Consider the following 24,687-nt stretch of genomic DNA (forward strand, 5'->3'; position numbering starts at 1 on the left):
AACATTATATAGGTCTTAAGAACTAAATGAAACTATATCACTATGTAATAGGTATCAAAGGTAATGAATGCATAAAAATTGATAATATTGGATATTGATTAACAAGTTTGTTCTGCTAGGGAATACATGAAGCCTTGGTTTCCTCTCCTGCAGTACAAAATCGCATCGTTGCTTTTCAGGGAAGATCTATTGGTTAAGTTAGCAAAAATTACCTATACCTTGGTGTTCGATAGACGTGTTAAAATCGTTCTTAACCTAAACAAAGATAGCATAGAAATTGGTATGGGATGTAAATGTTATCAATTGCGGGCTGATTGCGTTTGCTTTTGCGTACCAAGCATAGGGGGAATAATATTGAATAAGCTTTTCCGAAAAAAGTCATTGAGCCTCATGCTTGCGCAGAGCGAGAAAAAAGAGTTGGCACGGGCGATGTCTTTGATCGATTTGATTTTTCTTGGCGTAGGCTGCGTGATTGGGACGGGGATTTTCGTCGTTACGGGCGTCGTAGCGGCAGAATCTTCGGGACCGGCGATCATGCTGTCATTTGTTATCGCAGGTATTGCTTGCGCGCTTGCAGCATTTTGCTATGCGGAGTTCTCCTCGGCAGTGCCAGTCTCGGGAAGCGTATATACATTTACGTATGCAACATTGGGAGAATTGCTAGCTTTCCTTATTGGTTGGGATCTCATGCTCGAATATGTAATTGCGGTTTCCGCAGTCGCTACGGGATGGTCTGCATACTTTCAATCTCTGCTTGGGGGCTTTAACCTGCCGATTCCAGACATTATATCCTCTGCTCCGAGTATGGGAAAAGGAGGCCTTATTGATTTGCCGGCGGTTCTCATCATTTTGGCGATCACGGCGCTTGTCAGTAAAGGCGTTAAGGAAAGCATTAAGTTCAACACGGTCATGGTGTTCGTAAAATTAGCTATTATTTTGCTGTTTATCTTTGTCGGGATATGGTATGTAAAGCCTGATAACTGGACGCCGTTCATGCCTTTTGGATTTAGTGGTGTGATGACGGGGGCGGCTACCGTGTTTTTCGCCTATATTGGGTTTGATATCATTGCTACGGCATCGGAAGAAGTGAAAAACCCAAAAAGAGCGTTGCCAATCGGGATCATCGCATCTCTGCTCATTTGTACGATTTTATATATTACGGTATCCGGGGTGTTGACCGGGATGATTCCATTTACCAAGCTTAATGTCGGTGCGCCGGTTGCATTAGCATTGGAATCCGTAGGGCAGAACTCGATAGCGGGGATTATATCAATCGGGGCGGTATTTGGCATTACGACCGTAATCCTTGCCATGATTTATGCACAAGTCCGCTTATCGTACGCCATGAGCCGTGACGGCTTGTTGCCGAAAATGTTCTCGCAAGTGAATGCCAAGACCAAAACGCCAATCGGCAACACATGGTTAACCGGATTTGTTGCCGCAGGCATTGCAGGCTTTATTGATCTAACCACGCTTGCGCATTTAGTGAATATGGGGACATTGGCTGCGTTTACGTTAATCTCCGTCGCAATTATCGTCTTGCGCAAGAAGTTTCCTGAATTACAGGCTTCATTCCGCGTTCCGTTTGTGCCCGTGCTTCCAGTCATTAGTGCGATGCTTTGTCTTTACCTTGCAGTCAGCTTGCCGTACATGACATGGATCTCCTTTGCGATATGGATTGGCTTCGGCACAATTATATACTTTATGTATTCACGCAAACGCAGTAACCTGAATCAATAAAATGTTCTTTTGTATATTTGAAAACAAGGGGGTGTCCCAAGTCTTTTTAGACTTTTGGGACACCCCCTGCTTCATTACCGATATCCAGGTAGAATAGCTGCTGAACCCTCCGGACGAGAGGGTTCGCGCTCCTCATCCTGTCTCACAGCAGCGTACATGACGTAAGGCAGACGGCGACCCGTTTGACAGATGGTGGCATATTTCGATGTCACCGTCCCTGTTCAGGTTGGACGACATATGTCAGCGGGACGGAGCACCGATCTTGACTGGTCGAAGGCGCGCAGTGAAATGTCGCAATATCGGCGGTTCGTATGTGAATTCTAACCCTGTCAGTGTTCTTGCCCGATCCTTGATTGCAATCAAGGCATCCGCAATGACATCCATATGGTTATTCGTATAGACACGGCGCGGAATCGTCAAGCGCAGCAATTCAAGCTTGCTCTCCAACTGCTCACCGGTCGCAGCGTCACGTCCCAGCAGAAAAGAACCGATCTCGACCCCCCGTATTCCTGCTTCAAGGTATAGCTCATTCGCCAACACCTGGGCCGGGAATTGCGCCGCAGGAATATGCGGCAGCATCTTCTTCGCATCTACGAAGACGGCATGGCCACCCGTTGGCGTCTGGTACGGGATTCCGCCTTCCTCAAGGCGACTGCCGAGATATTCGATTTGGCCGATGCGATAAGCAAGATATTGCTCGTCTATGCCTTCACGCAGCCCGCGGGCAAGAGCTTCCATATCACGGCCTGTCAAGCCGCCGTAGGTCGGAAAGCCCTCCATCGGCACCGTCATCGAACGCGCTTGCGTAAATAACGTCTCATCCTCTTTAAAGGCCAGCAAGCCGCCGATATTAACAAGCCCATCCTTCTTAGCGCTCATCGTGAACCCTTCGCCATAAGAGAACATTTCACGGACGATATCAATAATATCTTTATCTTCATAGCCTTGCTCGCGCTTCTTAATAAAGTATGCATTTTCGGCATAGCGCGCGGCATCAAAAAAAACGCGAATCCCATTCTGCTTTGCAATGGCGGATACCTCACGGATATTTTCCATGGATACGGGCTGGCCGCCGGCACTGTTGTTCGTCACGGTAATAAGAATAAATGCAATATTTTCTGTTCCTTTTTCGACGAGCGTATGGCGCAGCTTATCCACATCGAAGTTTCCTTTGAACGGGTAAGGCGTCGTCGTATCATAGGCTTGTTCGGTAACAAGATCAACTGCAATCCCCCCGGCCAGATCGACATGCGCACGCGTTGTATCGAAATGCCAATTGCTCAGGACATACTGCCCTTTTTGAATAAGCAGCGGAAACAGCACCTTCTCGGCGCCCCGCCCCTGATGCATGGGAATTACATGCTGATAGCCTGTAATCTGTTGCACTGCATCGCACAGATGATAATAGTTGCGGCTGCCCGCGTACGACTCGTCGCCCAGCATCAGGCCCGCCCATTGGTTGTCGCTCATCGCGCTTGTGCCGCTGTCGGTCAACAGATCGATGTACACTTCATCCCCGCGCAGCAGAAATGGATTATAACCCGCCCGTTCAAGCGCCTTTTCCCGTTCTTCCCGTGAGATCATGCTCAACGGCTCCACCATTTTGATTTTAAAAGGCTCTGCGAATCGCGCCATTCCAACACCCCCGTTATTCATTGAAAAATTTTCATTCAAAGGTACAGCTTGAAAGTCTCCCCATATATCCAATATTTTGAAATCAATTTCATTATACTGGGAAAATTTAACGGTTTCAATCAATAGGAACGGCACGATTCGGGCAGAGTTTCGCTGATTATATGCTGTTTAACTCCATAATCTCACCATTTGCAGCATTCACAGCGTAAGCACAGTCTAATTTTCCGCATAATATATATTTCTTCTGTTCAGGATGATACACATATACTGGCGTTAATTCGATGAGGCTCTTTTCCTTCAGCATTTCATAGGCCTCATCTCGACTGATGAGGACCTTACCAGCCCCCTGGAACTCGTCGAACATGTGGAGAAAAGGCAGATTGTCGACTGCATTTACAACTACATGACGCTGCGTATCAATGAACAGAACCAGCTTGCGTTGGAACACGCACTTATTCGGTTTCTTAACCCGCAATACCGCTTGAATATATCCCCTGTGGCGTTGCAGCGTCTTAAGCACCCATTGGCCGGAGTCGTTCGGGTATAATTGGCTCATTCCTGCAATAACCGCCGCGATCGATTTCTCTTGTTCAACTTCCGTAATTGGAAAAGAATCGGGATGCGGTTCACGCGCAATCGCTTGTTCAAGGGTGACCGTTTCCTGCCACTCGATGTCCGCTTTTTCATAAGGATGCGTGCTTGTTTGTTCCCACTCGATAACCTTATCCATATTCAGCTTCGAACCCGGATGGATAATGAATTCAAACGGAATAATAGTGGCTCCGTCGTTCGTCATATAGACCTCTTCGATCCCGTAGAGCGGAATAAGTCGCTGTTCTTCATGCACTGGATATTCGAGCAGCTTCAGTTGCTGCTTGGCTAGGGGATCGACTTGTTCAAGGGATAATGTGAAAGCCTCTTTCTGAATGGTTGACTTGGAGGCGTATAGTCCATACCTCGAATACTGTACGAGCCTTCCGTCTTCATCAAAGTGAATCTCGATTTGCCCGGAGGGGGATACCGGACCCCCGTTCACGCACTCGTGAAATCGATATTGGTTATTCTGTTTCTGAGTGAGCCGGAACTGCTTGTCGTACACAAGTCCGGTATCCCGTTCGATCCACTTAATGACCTCGTCCAAGCCGATGTTCGGGTAAGTCGGGCTGTTCGCATAGGATTTCCCTTGTACGAAGATGACGCTCGTATACTGCCGGGAAGCAAGGTCGTATTGAATGACGGCCGTACCCTCGGGATTCAATCCTTCTTCTACGGACCCCATCATCTGTAGCGGCGGATACCATTCCATGCTGAGGCTGTAAACCGTCTCATAGAATAGATTGACTTCCCGATACAACTCGTGAGTATGTAATTGGTAATCCTCTAATCCGAAGGTGTGCTGCGTTGCATCTATGATCTCCTGAATATTAATCTCATCCATATGGTTGGTTCCTCCATGAAGAGTTTTTCATTGCTTTTATCGTATCATTTCCAGCATGGCAGATCGAGTATTCGATAGGGAGATAGCGCTATAGGCGTGCAATATAATCAAGATTCGACATAGGATTGGTTCGCTGTACCTATTGAGCGCGGGAGATGCAATTTCCTATACTAGAATCGTTACCAGTAACTGAATAGGAGGCGTATAATGAATCGCAACTTTCCGTTCTCGCACAAGCTTTTGCTCAAAAGTTTAAGCGTTGTTCTTGGTGCAGCCATTGTTGCGTCTGTGCCAATGGGTACCTTGTCTACAGTTCATGCGGCAAACAACACGAATTCCTCTCAGGCACAAGCATGGCAGACCAACAAGGCCTACTCTGCCGGAGATATTGTATCTTATCAGGGCAAGATTTATGAAGCAAAGTGGTGGTCCTACAATAACAGACCTGATGCGAAAGCGACGAATGAATGGGATACGCCATGGAAATTATTCAGAGACAACACCGAAGATACTACACCTCCAACTGCTCCAACGAATCTCGAATCAACTGAGCAATCCTCCACCTTTATCACACTTACTTGGACAGCTTCAACTGACAATGCAGGCATTTCCCATTATGATGTTCTCCGCAATGGCGTTAAAGTTGGCAGTACAATTGCTAGAATATTTTCAGACTATGAATTGGAAGCGGATACAGGCTATCAATACGTCATACGCGCCGTGGATACATCGGGCAACTATACAGACAGTTCTGCGATAAGCGCAACAACGAAGGGCGGCCCAGCCACTGATATTGGTGTAGGAGAAAGTCGAGTGCTGACCGATGCCCAGATCAATCAGCTGTGGAATGGCATAAATCCGTCCTTTCTGCCGGATGCGGCTGCAGCTTCAGTTCAAGCAGCACTTCCTAAGGCGGAGTATGAGTCTACGTTCCCGTTGCGATACGGTACGCCGGAATGGGATGCCAAAGCAAAAGGAAACCACTACTATAAGCCAAATCAAACCGACTATTATTCCTATGATAATCTCCTATCCGCTGTACGCGAGATTGCCAACATCAAATATAAGGAAGTCATGCGCGAGGGCTATCCGAATGTGAAGCAAATTTATCGCTTGGACAAGCAGGCCAAGACGGAAACGCTGCTCTTTCAAGCTCCTGATTTCAATGATACAAGCCATGCCAGCTTACCGAAGCTGACGCGGATCGTTGATTTCGGCAGCTTCCTGAATGAAGGAAGCGACAATAATCGCAAGCGTGAGCTTGCCGGGTTCCTAGCGAACATTGCTCATGAGACAGGCGGAGGATGGGCTACGGCACCGGGCGGCGAGCTGCGCTGGGCACTGTTTTTCAATGAAGAGCTGGGCTTCGTGAATACGGATAAGATCGGCTATGTAGATGAGAACAATCTGTTCTGGAAGCCGGTTCCGGGCAAATCCTATCATGGACGCGGCCCGATTCAGCTCAGTTGGAACTATAACTATGGATTAATTAGTAGCATCGTATACCGTGATCCTAGTGTTCTATTGAACGATCCGGACAAAATTACGGCTGACGGGAAGCTGGGCTTTATTACAGCACTGCTCTTCTGGATGACACCACAGGATCCGAAGCCTTCCAATCATGACATTATGACGGGGCAGTGGACGCCTACGGCAGAACAGCTGGCGAAGGGCCTCGTTCCGGGCTTTGGTGCGACCATTATGGTGATCAACGGCGGTCAAGAAGCGAATTTGCCGGAAACGGCCGACCCGGTACGCCGCCGTGTAGCGCATTACCGTGACTTGACGACACGCATGGGAGCGAATATTGATGGCGAGAAGCTGGATACAGCGGGCATGCAGCCGTTTTAACCTTGCGTAATAGAAAGCCTTGCTTACGAGAATTTTGTCCAACGGGTTCGATTCGAAAGAGGTTTCTAGCAGGTCTCCACATTATAATAAGGAATCTGCAGAAGAGGTTGAGTTGTATGGAGCGGTTCTTGTCGAGGGATTCGAGGGCATACGTGAAATAAAAAATGCGAAATTGAATAATTAGAAATGATAGTATGGCTGTATCAAGTTCACGGCTCAAGCGTATGCTTGGGCTATTTTTGTCGTTACGATGGCTTGTATTTCAGATAAATCCCAAATAATACAAATAAAAAATCCGCTTGTATGCTATATTGTTGTTATTGTGTTTTCCTTATATAACCAGATAAAGAGTGGGTGCGGACAAGCAACTGCATATAATGAATAACTCGTTAATAGACGAATGCAAGGGGAACGATATCAAATGAAAATTCGATTAGTAGGGTTTCTGTTATTTATTTTCATTATCGGGATTGTCATTGTTACGGCACTAACGTGGAATGATAGAGTTACTGAAAAAGCGATTAGTAAGAAGCAACTTCACGAATCTGCGGTTCTAACGAAGGAACAGCAAACAGCGATAAAAGATATCGAATTTTTGTATAACAAAATTGCGGACACCCATCCTGCCGCCGTGAATGGAGTATCTGAGGAACTGAAGGCCCAGTACGAACAAGTATTGAAGGAAATTAAAGAAAAGAAAGATCAGATATATCGCAGAGATATTTACTTCTGGGGGCAATCCGTTATTGCTCATCTGCATGATGCAAATTCAGGTCTTGCAGTCAGTTCAAGCTTTCGAAAGCGAAAGATTCCCATTTTATATAAATGGTATGAGAATGGGGTGTATATATACTATAGTAATGAGGGAGATTTGAAGGCTGGAGATGAGATTATTGCTATTGGCAACAGGACAATCGAAGAGTTGGCTCAAGACCTTAGCAAATATATCTCTAGTGATAATAAGATGTTTTTGCTCGCTAAGTTGGAGATGTCAAGCATATTGGCTGAAGAAGTGTATTTGGAGAAGTTAGGTTTAATTGAAAATAAAGATTATGTTGTATATACCATTGTGAGAGATGGGGAAAAGCTGCAGCAGACGGTTAAGTTACAGGTGAAGCCTATATCAGTGGGATATCCCTCAAATTATTCCCAACACATAGATAAGGACAAAAACATAGCTCTATTTAAAATGAATGTGTTGAAGTCAGATGATGTGTATGACGCTGAATTAAAAAAGTTCTTCTCTTCGGCTAAGCACAATCAAATTGACAATGTCGTGCTAGACCTCCGTTATAATTTCGGTGGTGAGAATGTGAGTGCTATCGTCGAGAAACTGCTCCAATATATGAATGTGCGGCACTATCAATCCTTTGCAGAAACGCGTAACTCGAAAGAGGCGGTCAGTAGAGGGGAAAAAGAAGGAATGGCAGAAAGAATACGTTCAACAACAAAGAACAATAATGCTCATAATGAGCTAGTATTTGAAGGGAAACTATATGTACTTACTTCTAAATATACAAATGGCGGAGCATCATTGATGACGGCGATTTTGCAAGACAATAAGATTGGACAAGTGATTGGAGAAATGCCTGGAGGAAATGCGAATGCATACGTTGCTTCCGTAAAATTCGATCTGCCAAACAGTAAATATTCAATGTACTTGTCAAGTAAACAACTCGAGAGACCGGATTCTTCCAAAGGAGCAGCACTTATCCCTGATTATGTGGTACCTTCAACCTTCAACAAAACAAAACATGTGGATGAGCAGCTCGCCTTTGTCGAACAACTCGTGAACAAGAAATAATGCGTATACCTGTCCCCAGCGCTTCAGCCGTCTGGGGATTTTGATTAGGCGGCAACGGTCGCAGAGAGTCAAGAAGTAAATAACCGTTACTAGTAGATTCGTGCTTCCGCCTATTGATCCTGTCAGGTACAATAAGTGAATTATGGAATTAGCAGCATTTACTATCTAAGGGGGGAGGATTGATCATGAATATACGTCCAGCCGTGGTGCAGGAAGTACATCAACTAAGCGAGCTAGCCTATGAATCGAAGGCATATTGGGGCTATAGCGAAGCGTTCATGGAAGCTTGTCGAGAAGATTTGACGATTACAGAGGAGCAGCTTGCTTCCGCTCATTTTTTCGTCATTGAGGAAGCGGGGCATATTCAAGGATTCATTGGCTTGGAACAGAATGCGCTTCAACAGGACAAGGGCTTGGTAACCGACTTGTTCATTCATCCGAATGCAATAGGCCAAGGGTATGGACAAGCACTGTGGCACCACATGATCGCTGCGGCACAGAAGCTTGGGATACAGACGCTGCTTGTACATAGCGATCCGAATGCGGAGCTTTTTTATATGCGGATGGGGGCAAGAAGAATTGGCGAAATCGCGTCTACAGTATTCCCGGGCCGACAACTGCCCTTATTGGAAATCAGACTGGAAAGCCCTGCGCAGGAAATGTAAGCACAGCACTAACAGCACGTGACCATGGGGATTCACCACAACAGTTGTATATAGAAGTAAAGACCAGTATATAGAATGCCTTTTGAACGATATCTACAATTAGAAGTGGGTCTTCATTACACATATTAGGAGGGTCAGACGTGAAAAGAGTGCGGAATATGTTATTGGTGCTTACGCTCATCTTGAGTCTCGTCGCAACGGCTTGCACAAGCAAGCCCGCAGAAACACCACAACCTGCATCAGATAAGCCAGCAGAGAACACAACAGCAGAGAAATCAGCGGAATCACCAGAACATACAGTTATTGAAGCATCCACTGTTCGTGCAAAGGATCCCTATTTGAAGTTTGACGCAGGAGAAACGTACGATAAGAATGCTGTATACGATGCATATGAGAAAGATGTTGGCGTTAAAATTACGAATAAATGGGTTGTTGACGGAGTCGTAAGCGGCCCGCAGTTCCAAGAGAAGCTCAAGATGGCGATTGCGACTGACGATCTGCCTGACTTCTTCCCAGCTACACCAGCCCAACTGCAGCAACTCATAGAGGCAGATATGATTCAAGATTTGACTGAAGTGTATGATAAATACGCAACAGATGAAACAAAAGAATTTTTGATGCGCGATGGCGGTCTTCAGATGAAGTCCGGAACATTCGATGGCAAGCTGATGGGGATTCCAGAGTCGGGAAGTGCTTTTGTTCCGCAATTCGTATGGGTGCGTGCGGACTGGCTGAAGAAGCTGAACCTGCCTGAGCCGAAAACGATGCAAGACCTGATTAAAATTATGGAAACGTTTGCAGAAAAGGATCCCGGCGGTACCGGCAAATCCTATGGCCTTGCATTAAATAAGAAATTTGATGATGGCGCTCTTGGTCTCATCGGCTTCCTGAATGGATACCATGCCTACTTGAAGCAATGGATTGATGACGGCAAAGGCGGTTTAATGTACAGTGATATCCAGCCGGAAATGAAGGAAGCACTTCGCTCACTGCAGGATATGTTCAAGAAGGGTCTGATCGATCCAGAATTTGCAGTTAAGGATATGATGAAGGCTTCTGAAATGATCTTCAATAACCAAATTGGCGTACTCTATGGTGCAGAATGGACTCCGGCTCATTTGGCTCAAGGTGCGATCAAGGACGGCAAGATTGTTCAGGACTGGAAAGTATATCGTCTTCCTTCCATTGACGGTACAGAAGCGTCCACGCAAATTGAGCTGGGTACAGAAAAATATAACGTTGTCTCGAAGAAAGCGAAGCATCCGGAGGCAATGATTAAGCTGTTGAACCAATGGATCGCAGTTGATAACCATCCAACGGAAGAGCAGAAGGTATATGAATACGGCAAGAGCATGAAAGAGAGCGGCAATAACTATTGGCAGCTCAGCCCGGTTATGGCCTTCAATCAAGCGAACGACAACGGCTCTGTATTGCCTAAAGCAATTGAGACGAAGGATGAGAGTCTGCTGAAGACAAAAGATCAAAAAACGCGCTATGCCCGCGCAATGAAATATGTGAAAGGCGAAGATATTTCGATGTGGTGGGAAATGCTGATTTCCGGTCCAAATGGAGCAGTATCTAACGTGCCATATTTAAAAGAGCATAACTTGTTCCATCGGAACAAATTCTACGGCGCTCCAACGCCTACGATGGTCGAAAGGCAAGAGCTCTTGCTGCGCAAGCGTGACGAAGTCTTTATGAAGATCATTATGAACCAAGCACCTATCGACGAATTCGACAAATTTGTGGAAGATTGGAAGAAGCTTGGCGGAGATGATATGACGAAGGAAGTAAACGAGTGGTACGTAGCGAATAAATGATGATCAGGGGATCGGGACTTGTTCCGGTCTCCTTTTTTTCGTTAATCCGCAAAGGAAAGAGATTCGAAGCTCAACAGTTGTATATAGAAGTAAAGACCAGTATATGGAATGGTGTTAGATCTATATCTACAATGAAAGTAGTTCTTTATTCATATATAGGGCATGCCCTTCTTTTTAAATTTACTACAAGTAGGTGGAGCAGAAATGAATCGATTGTCTCGGATGTGGAAGCGCGAATGGCCGCTGCATGTAATGCTCGTTCCCGCACTGATTTTCATTATTGTATTCAGCTATATTCCGATGGTAGGCATCCTAATGGCGTTCCAGAAGTATATCCCGACGAAGGGACTGCTGGGATCTCCGTTCGTGGGCTGGAAGAACTTTAAGTTCCTGCTGGATTACCCGGATATCGGCCGTATCTTCTTCAATACGGTTTACATCGCGGTCATGAAGATTCTTGCCGGATTGGTCGTGCCGATTACGATTGCTATCCTATTGAATGAATTGCGCAAAGAGTGGGTAAAGCGTACATTCCAAACAATGGTTTACTTGCCGCACTTTTTATCTTGGGTTCTGCTCAGCGGCATCGTTATTGATGTGCTCTCTCCTTCAACAGGAATTGTGAATCATTTTCTCGGCTTATTCGGGGTGAAGCCTATCTTCTTCCTCGGAGACAACAGTTGGTTCCCATATGTCATGGTCGCTACGGACGTATGGAAGGAATTCGGCTTCGGTACAATCATTTATTTGGCGGCGCTTACAGGCATTAATCCAGTGCTGTATGAAGCTGCGGAAATTGACGGGGCCGGACGCTGGAAGCAAACTCTGAATGTAACCTTGCCGGGCATGCTGCCGATTATCGTGCTGATGCTTACGCTCAGCATCGGGAACGTGCTGAATGCCGGATTCGATCAGATCTTCAACCTGTACAACCCGCAAGTATACGAGAGCGGAGATATTATTGATACATTCGTATATCGAATGGGTGTCGTAGAGTCGCAATATGGCTTCGCTACAGCCGTTGGACTGCTGAAGTCAGCCGTATCCTTCATCTTAATATCTGTATCGTATGTGATGGCCTATCGCTTTGCCAATTACCGCATATTCTAGTCAAGGAGGACGAATTGTTATGAAAAAGTCGTTAGGCCGACGAATCTTCTTAGGCTGCAACTATGTATTTCTAACTTTCATTTCGGTATTATGTCTGCTGCCGCTTGTTCATATATTAGCCGTGTCCTTCAGTTCAGGGTCAGCGGCTTCTGCAGGCAAGGTCATGCTCTGGCCGGTGGAATTCACGACTGCAGCGTATCAGAACGTATTCGGCAAGCCAGAATACTTGCGCGCCTTCTGGGTTACAATTGAGCGCTCCGTACTGGGTACAGCCTTCAGCATGTTTTTGACGATCATGACCGCATACCCGTTATCGAAAGAGACATCGCAATTCCGTATGCGAACCGTATATGTATGGATATTCGTATTCACGATTCTATTCAATGGCGGCTTGATTCCATGGTACATGACTGTGAAAGCGGTCGGGATTGTGGACACGATTTGGGCCTTGATACTGCCGAATGCAGTTCAAGTATTCAATATTATTTTGCTGCTTAACTTCTATCGCAACTTGCCGAAGGAATTGGAGGAATCTTCGAAGATTGACGGAGCGGGACATTTCACAACCTTGTGGAAAATATATGCGCCCTTATCTATTCCGGCACTGGCAACGACAGGACTCTTTACGGTTGTCTGGCATTGGAATAGCTGGTTCGACGGCATGCTGCTAATGAGCCATCCCGAGAAATATCCGCTGCAAACGTTCTTGCAGTCCATCATCATTAAGATGGATTTGCGTTACCTGAAGCCAGAGGAAATTGAACTTATGCAGAAGCTGTCGGACCGCACGAGTAAGGCTGCGCAAATCTTTGTTGCAGCATTCCCAATCTTAATTATATATCCATTTTTACAGCGATTCTTCATTAAAGGAATTGTGATGGGGAGTGTCAAAGAATAGATAGTAGCCGAATCCTCCAAATGTAGGGAGAACATACGATGAGACTATTATTCCGCTTAAAAGACTCTTCCATCTTCATGAAGATCATGGCTGTATTTCTAATCGTGCTGCTCCCCCTCATGATGATTACGTTATTCATCAATGAGCGGGGAGCTAATAGCATTCAGCGGGAAATATCGCGTTCCACCTTGAATACGACCAGCTTCTATTTAGATTCACTCGATAAGGAAGTGGAACGAATCAATCGGTATTTGCCCAACTATGTAACAGACAATGATTTGTTAGAATTGGCTGCACTGGGAACCGACTTAACCGATTATGAACGGGCTAACAACATAACGATGATTCAAAAGCGTCTTGAACTGATGAAAAATACAAGTTCCTTCATTCGTGAAGCAAGGGCATATGTACCGAAAATTGATCGTACGCTGTTAAGCCAGCAATTCAATACATTCCTGAATCGAGAGGAATTTGCTGCGATGCAGCATGGCAGTCCTTTTTACAGCAAGCCGTTCATATACTGGAACAATCGCTTGTTCATAACGCTGCAATATCCTACAAATACATTCAAAGACCCTGTCTATATGGTAGGTGTGGAGCTGTCTACGAGCAAGATTAAGGAATCGCTCGATCAGATCGCAGGCTCCTTGAATGGAGAAACGATGCTGCTGAATGTGGAGCATGGATGGGATATTCGAAGCAATGAGCAGTCGACGCTGCAAGAGTCAATGAAAGCGTTTATTCAGGAGAAGTGGAAGAAAGAACAATATGAAGGCTATGATATTGTGCAGTATGATGGCGAGCGATATTTGACGGTGTACAAATATTCTCCCGTATGGAGCTCATACTCTGTAACTTGCATACCGGAATCAACCGTTCTGGGGCCGATCCAGAAGTATCGGCAGTGGTTCTGGTGGGCATGCGGGTTGGCCGTAGCGGCGGCGTTATTTTTCTCCTATTCTTTAATGAAGCTGATGTATCGTCCGCTAATGAAGCTGATTCAAGCCTTCAGAAGAGTGAAGCAACTGAATCTGGCTCCTGTCCCAATTGATCGCGGTCATGACGAGTTCGGCTATTTATACCAAGCTTTTAATGATACCGTGCAGTCGCTTAAAACGCTTATTGAGCAAAATTATGAACAGCAAATTCGTACACAGCGCTCAGAGTTGAAACGGCTTCAATCGCAAATTAATCCGCATTTCCTATACAATTGCTTTTTCGTGCTGTGCCGGCTAATTAAGTCGGAAGACAAAGAGAAGGCATACCAATTCTGCTTGTATATCGGCGAGTATTTTCATTTCATTACCCGGAACGATGATGATGAAATTCCGCTAGAGATGGAAGTGAAGCATTCCTCGACCTATGTAGACATGCAATCTATTTGCTATGGGGATCGCATTCATGTATACCTTGACATTGAGAGTTTGCCTATTCGAGTACCACGTCTTGTACTGCAGCCGATTATCGAAAATGCATATAAGTATGCCTTCGGCAACATGCGCGGAGAAGGAGAACTATGGGTGCACAGCGAACAGGTTGATGGTGGCGTTATCATCAGTGTAGAAGACAATGGCGATAGCTTGGACGATGGGAAGCTGAGTGAGCTTTGCAGCCGCCTTGTCTATTGTGCTAATCATATTGATGAGACAACTGGCTTAATAAATGTGCACAGGCGTATTCAGCTCCGTTATGGAGAGGAATATGGATTGGAATTGTCGCGTTCTGAACTTGGAGGACTGAAGGTACGTATACATCTTGGGCTTGAATAAAGGAGGAGAGCGACATGCGACGAATGCTTATCGTGGACGATCTACCCATTATTGTAGATGGATTGCTGGAATTGTTCCAGGGCATGGAGCACCTAGAACTCGAAATCTTGAAAGCGTATTCCGGTGAAGAAGCACTCGAAATGATGCACGGATCTGCCTTTCCGATCGATATTGTAATCTCTGATATCAAGATGCCAGGCTTAGAAGGGATCGAATTGTTGCAGAATATTAAGTCCCATTGGCCGAACTGTAAAGTGATCTTCTTAACGGGATATAATGACTTCCAATATGTACAGAGTGCTATGGTTCTTGGAGGGTTCGATTATATTTTGAAAATTGAGAGCGATGATAAAATTATTGCCGCCGTGGAACGGGCTATTGCTCAGCTTGCCAAGGAAAGCGAGCAGATGCGCAGGCTGGAACAAGCGCATTATCGAATGCGGCAGGCACTGCCGCTGCTGCAGAAGGAGTACGTATGGGAGCTTCTTGAGGGAAAGCAGGAGATGATAGGCGGGCTGGAACGGAATTTTCAAGAATATGATATTCCTCTGCGTGCGGATCAGCCTGTAATCCTTCTTGTTGGCAAGGTGGATTCGTGGAAAAACTCCTTCAGTTCACTTGATAAATCACTTCTGTTATACGGTGTTCAGAATATTGTCGAGGAGTATGTCACTCCCTATATGGAATGCTTCTCCTGTACGTTCGAGCATTCCAAGCTAGTATGGCTGCTTCAACCGCGTATGACGCAAAATGGGCATCATATACACCCCTATCCCGAGTACGATTCTTATGAAGAATCGCTTACGGAATCGGAAGTATGGAGGTCGTCACAGGCACGCTTGGGCGGAGTCATAGGTATGATTCAGCAAACCTGCCAGCGTCTTCTGCAAGTAACGGTATCTTTTGCGCTAAGCAGCACATGGGCGGATTGGCCGAATGTGGCGGAACGCTTCCAAATGCTGAAGTATTGCTTCGTATCTGGTTATCAACTTCCGAATGAGGTCATTCTTACGGATTCCGATATTTTACGTATGCAAGAGTGCGACGATGGAACCGATACACAGGACTACTTCCAGCATAATCGTATTCAACTGCTGCAGAAATGTATGGAGAACAATCATCGGAAAGAATTTTATGAATTGTTCCTGCATATTACGAAGGATTGGAACAGTGAAGACGAGAATAGCTATGCGCGCAAGATGGCATTGTACCATTCCTTGTCGGCCTTGTTCTTGTCCTACTTAGGGAATAGTCACAAGTTGAAGCAGGAGGCCGGCGCGAAATTCGACCTCGGTTTCTTGTACCAGAAGCGGGAAACGCTCTCTTGGCTTGAGATGAAGAAGCATTTCTGGGAACTGGCTGAATATTTGTTCGAGCGGCAAGAAGGGCGAGACGAACAGGTTCCAGGAGAACTGATCAAGAGAGTACACCGGTATATTGCGAATAATCTTACGCGGGATATATCGCTGATCGCCATAGCGAACGAGGTGGGATTGAATCCCTCGTATTTATCCCGATTATATAAGCAGATGACAGGTATTGGCATCTCAGATTACATTAACGATTATCGCAACTTACAGGCCAAGGAATGGCTGCTCAATAGCTCGAAGAAGGTCAATGAGATCGCATCTGCACTTGGATATAATTCTGCGCTTGCCTTTATTCGCTTCTTTAAGAAGCAGAATCAGATGACACCGCTGGAGTATCGAATGAAGCTGCAGACCAATGATGCAAGAGAGGAACTATCGCAATGAATAGAGGGCCGCATAGCGGCTTCCTGGCTCGTATCATTTGAACGACGATTGTTAGAAAGACCTGTGCCGTTGAGGGTTGGCGCAGGTCTATTTTTGCATGGTGTTGAATGTTGAACACTCATTTTCCCCTATTAAGGTTGGTTTCTTCTCTGATTGTTATTTATAATAAGTTTCACATGCTGAAAGATATAATATCTCTGTTGGTCTGCACACCACGGGGATTTTTATTTTAACCGGATGACTTCGAAAGGGAAAATAAAAAGCCCAGAAATAATTTCTGGGCTCTGGGCTCACTTAATTACGGCTTAGCTACTGTTTTAGATCCATTGAAGTGCTTTCTATAGTAATCTGTACCACTTTTTGTTTCACTAAATGACCAACCTACCTGTACCCTTTCATAAAGGGATAAACCAAGTTCCATTGACTTACTTGTAGTTGTGTCAACCTTTGCTTCTGCATATCCACTATAAGATAATTGAAGACTACCTGACGCTTGTATTGATCCTTTAGCAAAGTTTTTAACAACAGTAAAGCTTCCAGAATAAGGAGCTATATACCCTGTATCGTCATATACCTTTTTAAAACGATGACCATAGGAATTCCCAAACCTAAACTGCTCTACTTGAACAAGTACTCCAACTTTAACCTTAACCCCTGCACCAATATCAACATTTGATGAATATTCTGCATCAAATGTCTCGTACGGATCACCTGCAAGTAATTTAGGAGTGTTTTGCTCAGATTTGGAAAACTCCGCTCTCACTTGATTAATACTTTTCCAGTAAGTTCAGCGTAACGAGCATAAAATTCATCTCGACTCAGTCTAGTAATTTGTGAGCTTTCTACATCGACATTACTTGATTGCCTAACCAATGGTGCGAATGTTGTTGAGCTTGTACTAGAGAGATTAGCGGCTGCAGCAGGAGCAACATTACTAAATATAAAGGAAGCGCTTAGTAATGCAGTCAAAAGAAGCAAAGATGTTTTTCTCAATTGTCACGCATCCTTTCATGGCATTATATTCCACTTCGCGTTATATGTATTATAGCACACGAAAATTTTCTTTTTTTATTTCATTTCCTAGGCCATTCTCATCGTGCATGATTTTGGTCGTGGATCCATTGGGATTAACTCTGGTAATGAATTCGTCGCTTTCCTGGCGATAATAATACGGGCCCATTGGCACATAAGAATTGAAATAAAGATTGGTATGTAAAGATGAATACATAAGGATTGACACTTAAAGGTTGGTAGATAAAGATTGATAGATAGAGATTGATAGATAAAGATTGATAGATAAAGATTGGGGGAGTTGAGAGATGAGGGCACGGTTCGGCTCTATTTTAAGCTTTTTTGGCGGCCTATTCTTGTTTGCCTTTGGAATTGGAATGATTGGAATCATGTTGGAAAGGTCTATGTTCAGAGTGGATTTTATTGGAGTATGTTTCTTTGTATTTCTTATTCCTGGTCTTATCCTGTTCAGATTTGGGGGTAAGATTAAGAAAAAAGCAAAGGAGCGCGAATATTTTCGGCAGCTAGGGCTTAATCCGCCAAGCATGGTTCTCTATTCATTCATGCGGTTTATTGGGGGATGTTTAATCCTTTTATACGCAGTCGTATGCTTTAGTATGATCGTAAACTGGACGACTCAAAAAGACAAGCTCATATTAGCAATTCTCTTTGCCCTCCTTTTCTTTACGCCTGGGGTACTGCTATGGTGGGCGGCATCCGCATTGGAAAAAAAGTCGCAGGAACGCTTTCGAATGAAGTATCCCGAATATTTTGAACAGGAACCATTGCCTCGTGATATGCCGTTGAATATTGAGACTGTTGAGAGAGTGGAAATGGTACCCGAACAGCCGATTCGATATGCTGTAGCTGAAGCCGAAGTGGCAACATCCGTCAGTTCTATTCCACCACAGCTTCCGAAAATGATTACCTGTTCCAGCTGCGGTGCAAAAAATAGTGTCTCTCCAAATTCTGCAACCAAATGTGAATATTGCGGCTCTACCGTAACCTATATGTAAATGATGCTATGTCATGAACAACAGGCTGCACCATGTCAGAACGTCTGCTGACAGGTACAGCCTGTTTTATTTTTTGCGCAATCTAATGCTTTCTAGCAAGGATAGCAAAACGTTCTTCATTCGTTCGAATGCCTTTGTTCGTCATATTGTCGGCAACGAATTGATTGAAGCTGCGCATATCATGTTCGTATTGTCCAAAGTCCGGTATTGTCGGCGTGTGCGTAAGAATAAACAGCAGATCATCTGAAGTCTGATAGTATTGGGTTAGTTGAACCAGCACAGATTGAATATGGGTAAATCCAGCTTCATGCAGTTCAGCTATATATTGACGCAGCAGGGTGCCAGATTCAACGCCATAAGCTTGGCCTCTGCCGAATGCTTGCTTCAGGTTAAGCTTGTTTCCCTCACTGATTTGTTGGGTGAGGAACACGCCATCGTCCGTCAACACCCGGGCTACTTCCGCGGCACTGAATTCGGAATGTCGGCAAGTGATGATGTCGAAGTGACGATCAGGGAACTTGAGCAGCTCTGCGTTCATTTGTATAAAGCGCACATTGGGCTTCTGAGCTGCTTCCAGATTCGCTCGTGCCGTACGGATCATGCTTGCAGAAGCATCGATACTGATGAGCTGCAAGACGTTATCGGCAATAGGGAGAACAGATTCACCGCCGCCAGTGCCGATGTCGAGCAGCATGTCAGATTTAGTGCACAGCCCGCGAACCTCCGTGAATAACTCCCAATTCAATCCTTCTGTAATAGATTTCACTTGGCTGAAATCCCAACCGTTCTGCTTGCCAACCCGATCGTAAAATTGTTTGTAATCAAAAGCTTTCATCTTGTATATCCACCTTCCCAAGTATATGAAATGTGAGCATGTATCTCCATTACGCTGCGTGGCTCCTAGGTTCCGTTGGACTCAAAAGGGCAGACTATCCCCTTGATAGCTGGTACGCGTTTTGATCCAGCCCGGAACCTACATACCTCGAACGTTGCGGAAAGACATCCATTTCACCTCATTGGAAAGAATGGCAAGATTATATCATGGAAAAAGATTGAAGGTCAAAGCATGATCTCTTCAAATCGTTGTCTCATCGCATGTTGATATCATAAAAATCCTGAATAGAAAATATTGGGTTGCGTGTTACAATAATAGATAGTACGCGTCTGATGCCGGACATTGCATTTTCCTCGTCCCCGTTCAGGCCAGATCCTCTGGAGGAGACCGTGAAACCGGATTATGCTGATATTTGTTTGAAACGAAATTTTGTGCTTCATCAATCCTATAAAGTAAAGAAAGTAATCGCTTGCAGCGAGCTGGACATTGTATATGCGGGACAGAAACTAGAAGATGAAACAGCGGTCATCGTGAAAGAGTTCTACCCGAGGCAGGTAGCTCTTCGCGACCTCGACAAGCGAACCGTCCTGTGCCGCGGGCCCTCCGTTCAACGGCAATATGATGGGCTGCAGGAAGCTTTCCTGACGGAAACACAGATACTTCAGAAATTGAGCCATCCGAATATCGTTAGCCTTGTGGATCATTTCCAGGAAAACGGAACGCATTATATGATAATGGAGTATTGCAAGGGTATTTCGCTTGAACGCTTCATTGAAGAAGGAAGGCTTGTTTCCGTGGCCGATTTTCTGCGTGACACGATACTGCCGCTCGCATCTGCACTTGAATATGTTCACGGGCGTGGCATCATTCATCGTGATATCAAGCCGGCGAACATTATCATTGGAGAGGATGGCCAGCCGAAGCTGCTCGATTTCGGTTCTGCCGTATACTATGAGAAGACGGGACATCGAATTTTTACGAGCACGGAATATTCGCCGCTTGAATTTTACTCCGAAAAATCACGGCAGGGAGTCACGTCTGACATATACAGCTTTGCAGCTACGATGTATTTTTGCCTGAGCGGACGCACGCCAAATGATGTGACGAGGCGCTTGTTTCAAGGCGCTATTCCGATGATAGGAGCAGTAGCTGGAGCAGTAGTAGGAGTAGCAATGGGAGCAGCATTAGGCGGATTTGTCGGAGCGGCTGTGAGTACGAGTCTACTGGCAAGTGCTGCTGTCGCAGTACAGGGACGAGTCATGCTGGAGGTGGAGGCGCAAAAGGTGGGCTGCATCCGCTAAAATATCTGGCCGGTTTGTTCATGCAAGGACTCATCAGTCAATACGAGCACGAGAAAGCCAAGGATGCCTATTTATAGAAAGTGGCTGCTGGGCAAGGTGTATACAAGTGCGCGTCATATAGCAAGTTCTGGCGGTCTACAAGAGCTGGTTGGCATACCGTAGGTAATGAGATTCGGTGTCCTACGGAGACATAAATAGGATTTATATGATCCTGGGTTCTTAATACGACATCAATTTTGTCAGATTGATCAAATAGAGTTGCATATTCCCCACTCTTTTGACTAGGTTCATTGGAATCTCCAATTAACTTGGTTTTACCGCATCCTATTGCTGGAATGTTAAACAATACTCCCAAATGACTTGCTAATCCGAATCGTCTCGGATGAGCGACCCCTTGTCCATCACAGACTATTGTAATAGATATTTTACTGCACGCCTGTTGATTAACCAGATAAGCTCGATCTGCCAGCGGTTTTTATAAATCTCAGCGACTTGTTCTGCAGGAGAAGACATTTCTATGTACGGAATCCACCCATTCGCCATTGATGAACAGCTTCTTTGTGCTCTGCAGGAACCCTTCTACCTTCGGACTGATCTGAATCTGTGACAAGATGCAATCCTTCTATTTGGAAGTAGTACTGTGGTCGATAACTCGTACATTACATATGAATTCCCGGAGCAAGCAGATCAATCCCATTGCGAGGTCTTTTCGTGCATAGATATTGCTGGTAGCCTGAATAAGAGAGTAGTAGATCGATCACTTTCATGATCTTTTTTTTAAATGGGGCAGCTTCATGGAAGAAGTGCATGACGAACATAAATATCGTACTGGGTTGATAGAACGGGGACTCGATGAATTTTACGTACCTATAGGCACAATTGTATACAAGCTGTTCATTTACATGTTACTATAGATGACATATAACCTGTGTAACATTTGGATAATGGCAAACCCTAGCGAAAGCAGGGGACGCAAAGCCACGGGTCTAATGCATTTCACGATGCGATGACAGCCGGGTTGCCCTAATTGCGACATTACGTGTGTCTTTTTTAGTGCTGCGCTGCCATTAGGGCGGCGCTTTTTTTGTGCTATTGTAAAGCGTCCCTGGTGTCCATCTAATTTGATCACAGAATGTAAAAGAATAGGAGATGTAATGATGCGGACACGTTGTACAGAAACCAACAACGCAATATACCAAGAACAGCATAAACACATTAAAGCAGGCAGAATGCGGCGCATGACGATTACAGCTAGCGCTGCGCTGTTGGCCGGGATGCTTATCCATCAGCCGACCCTTTATGCAGCGGACAAGCTGGTCGGTAGCAAGATTGCTGTCACGAAAACGAACAATGCTCCGCAGGCAGGGGCAGACCAACTGCAAGGCATCACCATAGGAATGAGCGAGGCTCAACTATTCCAAAAAATCGGACAGCCGGTTCGCAAGGATCTAAGTGAATATGGCTTCGAGTGGTATATTTACAATCAGGATTATAAACATTACTTACAAGTTGGTGTTCAGGACCACAAGGTCGTTGCACTCTATACGAATGCGAAGGATTCTTATGGCAGCATTGGATTCGGTTCAACCAAGCAGGAGGTAGAGGCAGCCTTCGGATCTTCCCTCAGTCAAATTAGGAAAGGCAATACGATTTACAATATGGACAACAGCGGACAATATAGCCTGTACAAGGTCGGCGACATGTATGCAACCGTGTTCTATGATCTCCATCAACGGAATACGGTGACGGCTGTCCAGTTTATTGCCCAGGATGTTGAACTGGCGTTCAAGGGGTACTTTGGCACGCCTAGCAAACGATTGCAGACAAGCTTTGAGCAACAAATCCTCGATTTGGCTAATGCTGTGCGTGTCCGCGAGGGCATGAAGCCATTGAAGTGGAATGAAAAGGCTGCGGGAACTGCTCGCAAGCATAGCGACGATATGGGGCTGAGAAGCTTCTTCGATCATAACAATCCGGACGGCAAATCCCCGTTCGATCGACTGAAGGCGGACGGAATCGTATACCAAAAGGCAGGGGAAAACATTGCTGCTGGACAGTCGAGTGCCATCTTCGTTCACGAGAACTGGATGAACTCGAAAGGACATCGTTCGAATATTTTGGGGGACTTTTCTCATCTAGGGGTTGGTGTGTACTTCGGGGGGAAATCAAATGTATATTACACACAGAACTTCGTCACGCCGAACTTCGTCGACGATAAAAAGTCCGATGTTGTATCTCCTAGCCTCAGCAAACCTAAGGTTTTGACAGGAGATCCATTAGATGTAAAGGTCGAATATTCCGTGTCGGAGGCAGTATATTCAGCTTCATTCAGTCTTACTTACGACAGCCGCTTAACTCTTTTAGATATAAAGCCAAGCGTTACGATGGCAACCTATCAAGAGTTGAACTATCCGGGTGTCCCACTTATCACGACAAAGAACATAACCGATTTACCTGATGGCCAGAAGCAATTGAATTACTCCGTAAATCTCAACGGAGGCGCCTATGAAGGAGACGGCGACATAGCAACCATCACTTTCTTGAGCGACCAAGAAGGAAAATATACCTTCAATCTTGCAAATACGAATCTATTCAATGCAAATAATGACCGGATCCGAATCGGTTACATTCACTCGTCTACCGTAGAAGTCATCAAGCCGTCTGTTCCGAATCCGAAGCCAGAGCTGCCAATTTCGTCTTCCTCATCTGGAGGCTCCAGAGGATCCAGTAGTTCTTCATCTTCGACTTCTGTAGAAGCAATTCCAGCCGGTAAGACGATGAAGGCAGGATTACTGGCAGAGACGAAGAAGGATCATGCAGTGAATGCGGAGTTCAAGATAAATGCGAATACCGTGAAAGAACAGTTGCAGGATAAAAATGCCAAGCAGGTTCAATCCGATATTAGCGATGTAAGCATGAAGGATTACAATAAAGTCTCCTTTACGCTGGACAAATCGGTCGCCAAGCTGCTGCAGGAATCAGGCAAGGATTTGCTTCTGTCTGCAGCCGAATTCGATATTACCATTCCGAATAAATCTATTGTGGAACTTATCGGAACGAGCGGACTCGAGCTTGTGGTGTCTCTTGCAGAGCATAAGGACAAAGGATTTAGCAATCATCATGGCGAGACGACCTTTACGTCTCCGATGATCACGATCCGTGGGCCGCAAGAAGCAAAGAATATCCTGTTGGAAATCTCCTTGAAGCTGACGGGAGCTACAAAAGATATTCGTAAGGCAGGCGTGTACGCACAAACTCAAGGCGTAACAACAAATGCCTGGAGCTATAAACTGGCCGGAATGAAGGCATCTGATAAGAAGCATATTTCCTTCCAGGTCACGCAGTTCGGCACCTACACGATTGCAGAGCATGCAATATCCTTCAATGATCTTACTGCACATTGGGCAAAGGATGAAATTGAAGTCATTGCAGCTCACGGACTGCTGCGCGGCAAAGACAGCATACACACATTCAAGCCGAACGACGCTATTACCCAAGCGGAGTTCGCTACCTTGCTTGATCGCTTGACGAATAACGGCAAGACTTGGGAACAGCGGATTGCAGAGCCTGGGGCACGTAAACCGATTACTCGCGAAAAAATGGTCGTGATGCTTACGCGGGCATTGAAAGCTGATCTGTCCCATTCAAGCGCATCGCTTGGATTTAAGGATGAAGCACTCATCTCACAGGATGCAAAGACAGCCGTTGTGTACGCGGTGAGCAAAGGACTTATCAAAGGAACCACCGATAACAAATTTGATCCGGCGGGAACACTCACTCGAGCGCAGGCGGCAATCGTTTTGTACCGCGTGATAAACGAGCAATAAGATATTCATCATGGCACAAAAAGCAGAGATCCTAGATTATTACATAGGGTCTCTGCTTCTTTTTTTCCTTTTACGGGGTGTACCGCGTGATAGCGGTAATGCCGTCGGATAAGGGTTACGATTGTTGTTTCCTCAAAAAGCAGAGATTCTGCTTTCGGGAAGCTCTAATTTGAATTGCGTGAAACTTCTTACCTTTTACATCCTCATCGCTAA

Annotated in this window: 18 protein-coding genes, 1 pseudogene and 1 riboswitch; of the genes and pseudogenes, 12 read left to right on the forward strand and 7 right to left on the reverse strand. The window is 45.4% G+C overall.

Annotated elements, in window-relative coordinates; translation table 11 throughout:
• Nucleotides 1-354: 354 nt before the first annotated feature.
• Nucleotides 355-1,740, forward strand: a complete 1,386-nt coding sequence (locus tag ACQ5BJ_RS23115) for an amino acid permease (protein ID WP_430112563.1) — start codon at nt 355-357, stop codon at nt 1,738-1,740.
• 240 nt (nt 1,741-1,980) lie between these two features.
• On the opposite strand, the gene ACQ5BJ_RS23120 is transcribed toward ACQ5BJ_RS23115, so the two are convergent.
• Nucleotides 1,981-3,375, reverse strand: coding sequence for a tryptophanase (locus tag ACQ5BJ_RS23120; protein WP_289354708.1), 1,395 nt, complete (start codon nt 3,373-3,375; stop codon nt 1,981-1,983).
• Nucleotides 3,376-3,532: 157 nt separating this feature from the next.
• Entirely contained in the window at nt 3,533-4,813 is a 1,281-nt protein-coding gene (locus tag ACQ5BJ_RS23125) for a hypothetical protein (protein ID WP_289354709.1), read from the reverse strand.
• 207 nt (nt 4,814-5,020) lie between these two features.
• On the opposite strand from ACQ5BJ_RS23125, the gene ACQ5BJ_RS23130 reads away from it, so the two are divergent.
• The 8 genes from ACQ5BJ_RS23130 to ACQ5BJ_RS23165 all read left to right on the forward strand — a co-directional run bounded on the left by ACQ5BJ_RS23130 (nt 5,021) and on the right by ACQ5BJ_RS23165 (nt 16,484).
• Nucleotides 5,021-6,664 carry a glycoside hydrolase family 19 protein gene (locus ACQ5BJ_RS23130; RefSeq protein WP_268620088.1) on the forward strand — a complete coding sequence of 548 codons (1,644 nt, stop codon included), beginning with the start codon at nt 5,021-5,023 and terminating at the stop codon, nt 6,662-6,664.
• Between the two features lie 421 nt (nt 6,665-7,085).
• On the forward strand, nt 7,086-8,468 hold the full coding sequence (locus ACQ5BJ_RS23135; protein ID WP_005542975.1) for a S41 family peptidase: 1,383 nt from the start codon (nt 7,086-7,088) through the stop codon (nt 8,466-8,468).
• A 185-nt stretch (nt 8,469-8,653) separates the two neighbouring features.
• Entirely contained in the window at nt 8,654-9,133 is a 480-nt protein-coding gene (locus ACQ5BJ_RS23140; protein ID WP_005542974.1) for a GNAT family N-acetyltransferase, read from the forward strand.
• Nucleotides 9,134-9,273: 140 nt separating this feature from the next.
• On the forward strand, nt 9,274-10,953 hold the full coding sequence (locus ACQ5BJ_RS23145) for an extracellular solute-binding protein (protein ID WP_430112566.1): 1,680 nt from the start codon (nt 9,274-9,276) through the stop codon (nt 10,951-10,953).
• 204 nt (nt 10,954-11,157) lie between these two features.
• Nucleotides 11,158-12,063, forward strand: coding sequence for an ABC transporter permease (locus ACQ5BJ_RS23150; protein WP_289354713.1), 906 nt, complete (start codon nt 11,158-11,160; stop codon nt 12,061-12,063).
• Nucleotides 12,064-12,082: 19 nt separating this feature from the next.
• Entirely contained in the window at nt 12,083-12,961 is an 879-nt protein-coding gene (locus ACQ5BJ_RS23155) for a carbohydrate ABC transporter permease (RefSeq protein WP_005542969.1), read from the forward strand.
• 38 nt (nt 12,962-12,999) lie between these two features.
• Nucleotides 13,000-14,730 carry a sensor histidine kinase gene (locus ACQ5BJ_RS23160; protein WP_289354714.1) on the forward strand — a complete coding sequence of 577 codons (1,731 nt, stop codon included), beginning with the start codon at nt 13,000-13,002 and terminating at the stop codon, nt 14,728-14,730.
• 14 nt (nt 14,731-14,744) lie between these two features.
• Nucleotides 14,745-16,484: a response regulator transcription factor gene (locus ACQ5BJ_RS23165; protein ID WP_268620084.1), complete on the forward strand. Its 1,740-nt coding sequence runs from the start codon at nt 14,745-14,747 to the stop codon at nt 16,482-16,484.
• A 298-nt stretch (nt 16,485-16,782) separates the two neighbouring features.
• Here the strand turns inward: ACQ5BJ_RS23165 and ACQ5BJ_RS23170 are convergent, their stop codons facing one another.
• A complete protein-coding gene (locus tag ACQ5BJ_RS23170; RefSeq protein ID WP_430112569.1) occupies nt 16,783-17,247 on the reverse strand; it encodes a hypothetical protein in 465 nt (154 codons plus the stop codon).
• A complete protein-coding gene (locus tag ACQ5BJ_RS23175) occupies nt 17,244-17,477 on the reverse strand; it encodes a hypothetical protein (RefSeq protein WP_430112571.1) in 234 nt (77 codons plus the stop codon). The genes ACQ5BJ_RS23170 and ACQ5BJ_RS23175 overlap by 4 nt, the downstream gene beginning before the upstream one ends.
• 326 nt (nt 17,478-17,803) lie before the next feature.
• On the opposite strand from ACQ5BJ_RS23175, the gene ACQ5BJ_RS23180 reads away from it, so the two are divergent.
• The gene (locus tag ACQ5BJ_RS23180; protein ID WP_005542961.1) at nt 17,804-18,511 is read left to right on the forward strand and encodes a hypothetical protein; all 708 of its coding nucleotides are present in this window, start codon (nt 17,804-17,806) and stop codon (nt 18,509-18,511) included.
• A gap of 82 nt (nt 18,512-18,593) precedes the next feature.
• On the opposite strand, the gene ACQ5BJ_RS23185 is transcribed toward ACQ5BJ_RS23180, so the two are convergent.
• The gene (locus ACQ5BJ_RS23185; protein ID WP_430112573.1) at nt 18,594-19,346 is read right to left on the reverse strand and encodes a class I SAM-dependent methyltransferase; all 753 of its coding nucleotides are present in this window, start codon (nt 19,344-19,346) and stop codon (nt 18,594-18,596) included.
• Nucleotides 19,347-19,735: 389 nt separating this feature from the next.
• On the opposite strand from ACQ5BJ_RS23185, the gene ACQ5BJ_RS23190 reads away from it, so the two are divergent.
• On the forward strand, nt 19,736-20,647 hold the full coding sequence (locus ACQ5BJ_RS23190) for a serine/threonine protein kinase (protein WP_430112575.1): 912 nt from the start codon (nt 19,736-19,738) through the stop codon (nt 20,645-20,647).
• A gap of 151 nt (nt 20,648-20,798) precedes the next feature.
• Here ACQ5BJ_RS23190 and ACQ5BJ_RS23195 read toward each other — a convergent pair.
• Both ACQ5BJ_RS23195 and ACQ5BJ_RS23200 read right to left on the reverse strand, forming a co-directional pair.
• Nucleotides 20,799-21,059: pseudogene (locus tag ACQ5BJ_RS23195) on the reverse strand (endonuclease V); the annotation flags it as partial.
• Between the two features lie 72 nt (nt 21,060-21,131).
• Entirely contained in the window at nt 21,132-21,257 is a 126-nt protein-coding gene (locus ACQ5BJ_RS23200) for a hypothetical protein (protein ID WP_262866354.1), read from the reverse strand.
• A 326-nt stretch (nt 21,258-21,583) separates the two neighbouring features.
• A riboswitch (cyclic di-GMP riboswitch) is annotated at nt 21,584-21,673 on the forward strand.
• Between the two features lie 128 nt (nt 21,674-21,801).
• Here ACQ5BJ_RS23200 and ACQ5BJ_RS23205 point away from each other — a divergent pair.
• The gene (locus tag ACQ5BJ_RS23205) at nt 21,802-24,474 is read left to right on the forward strand and encodes a CAP-associated domain-containing protein (RefSeq protein WP_430112577.1); all 2,673 of its coding nucleotides are present in this window, start codon (nt 21,802-21,804) and stop codon (nt 24,472-24,474) included.
• Nucleotides 24,475-24,687 lie beyond the last annotated feature (213 nt).

This window comes from Paenibacillus sp. B1-35, assembly GCF_050474385.1.
GTDB classification, from domain to species: domain Bacteria; phylum Bacillota; class Bacilli; order Paenibacillales; family Paenibacillaceae; genus Paenibacillus_B; species Paenibacillus_B alvei.

Bases quoted from the DNA above. Each gene is read 5' to 3' on its own strand.
- ACQ5BJ_RS23120 (WP_289354708.1), bottom strand. From the start codon at position 3,375: ATGGCGCGATTCGCAGAGCCTTTTAAAATCAAAATGGTGGAGCCGTTG.
- ACQ5BJ_RS23125 (WP_289354709.1), bottom strand. From the start codon at position 4,813: ATGGATGAGATTAATATTCAGGAGATCATAGATGCAACGCAGCACACC.
- ACQ5BJ_RS23130 (WP_268620088.1), top strand. From the start codon at position 5,021: ATGAATCGCAACTTTCCGTTCTCGCACAAGCTTTTGCTCAAAAGTTTA.
- ACQ5BJ_RS23135 (WP_005542975.1), top strand. From the start codon at position 7,086: ATGAAAATTCGATTAGTAGGGTTTCTGTTATTTATTTTCATTATCGGG.
- ACQ5BJ_RS23140 (WP_005542974.1), top strand. From the start codon at position 8,654: ATGAATATACGTCCAGCCGTGGTGCAGGAAGTACATCAACTAAGCGAG.
- ACQ5BJ_RS23150 (WP_289354713.1), top strand. From the start codon at position 11,158: ATGAATCGATTGTCTCGGATGTGGAAGCGCGAATGGCCGCTGCATGTA.
- ACQ5BJ_RS23155 (WP_005542969.1), top strand. From the start codon at position 12,083: ATGAAAAAGTCGTTAGGCCGACGAATCTTCTTAGGCTGCAACTATGTA.
- ACQ5BJ_RS23160 (WP_289354714.1), top strand. From the start codon at position 13,000: ATGAGACTATTATTCCGCTTAAAAGACTCTTCCATCTTCATGAAGATC.
- ACQ5BJ_RS23165 (WP_268620084.1), top strand. From the start codon at position 14,745: ATGCGACGAATGCTTATCGTGGACGATCTACCCATTATTGTAGATGGA.
- ACQ5BJ_RS23180 (WP_005542961.1), top strand. From the start codon at position 17,804: ATGAGGGCACGGTTCGGCTCTATTTTAAGCTTTTTTGGCGGCCTATTC.
- ACQ5BJ_RS23185 (WP_430112573.1), bottom strand. From the start codon at position 19,346: ATGAAAGCTTTTGATTACAAACAATTTTACGATCGGGTTGGCAAGCAG.
- ACQ5BJ_RS23205 (WP_430112577.1), top strand. From the start codon at position 21,802: ATGATGCGGACACGTTGTACAGAAACCAACAACGCAATATACCAAGAA.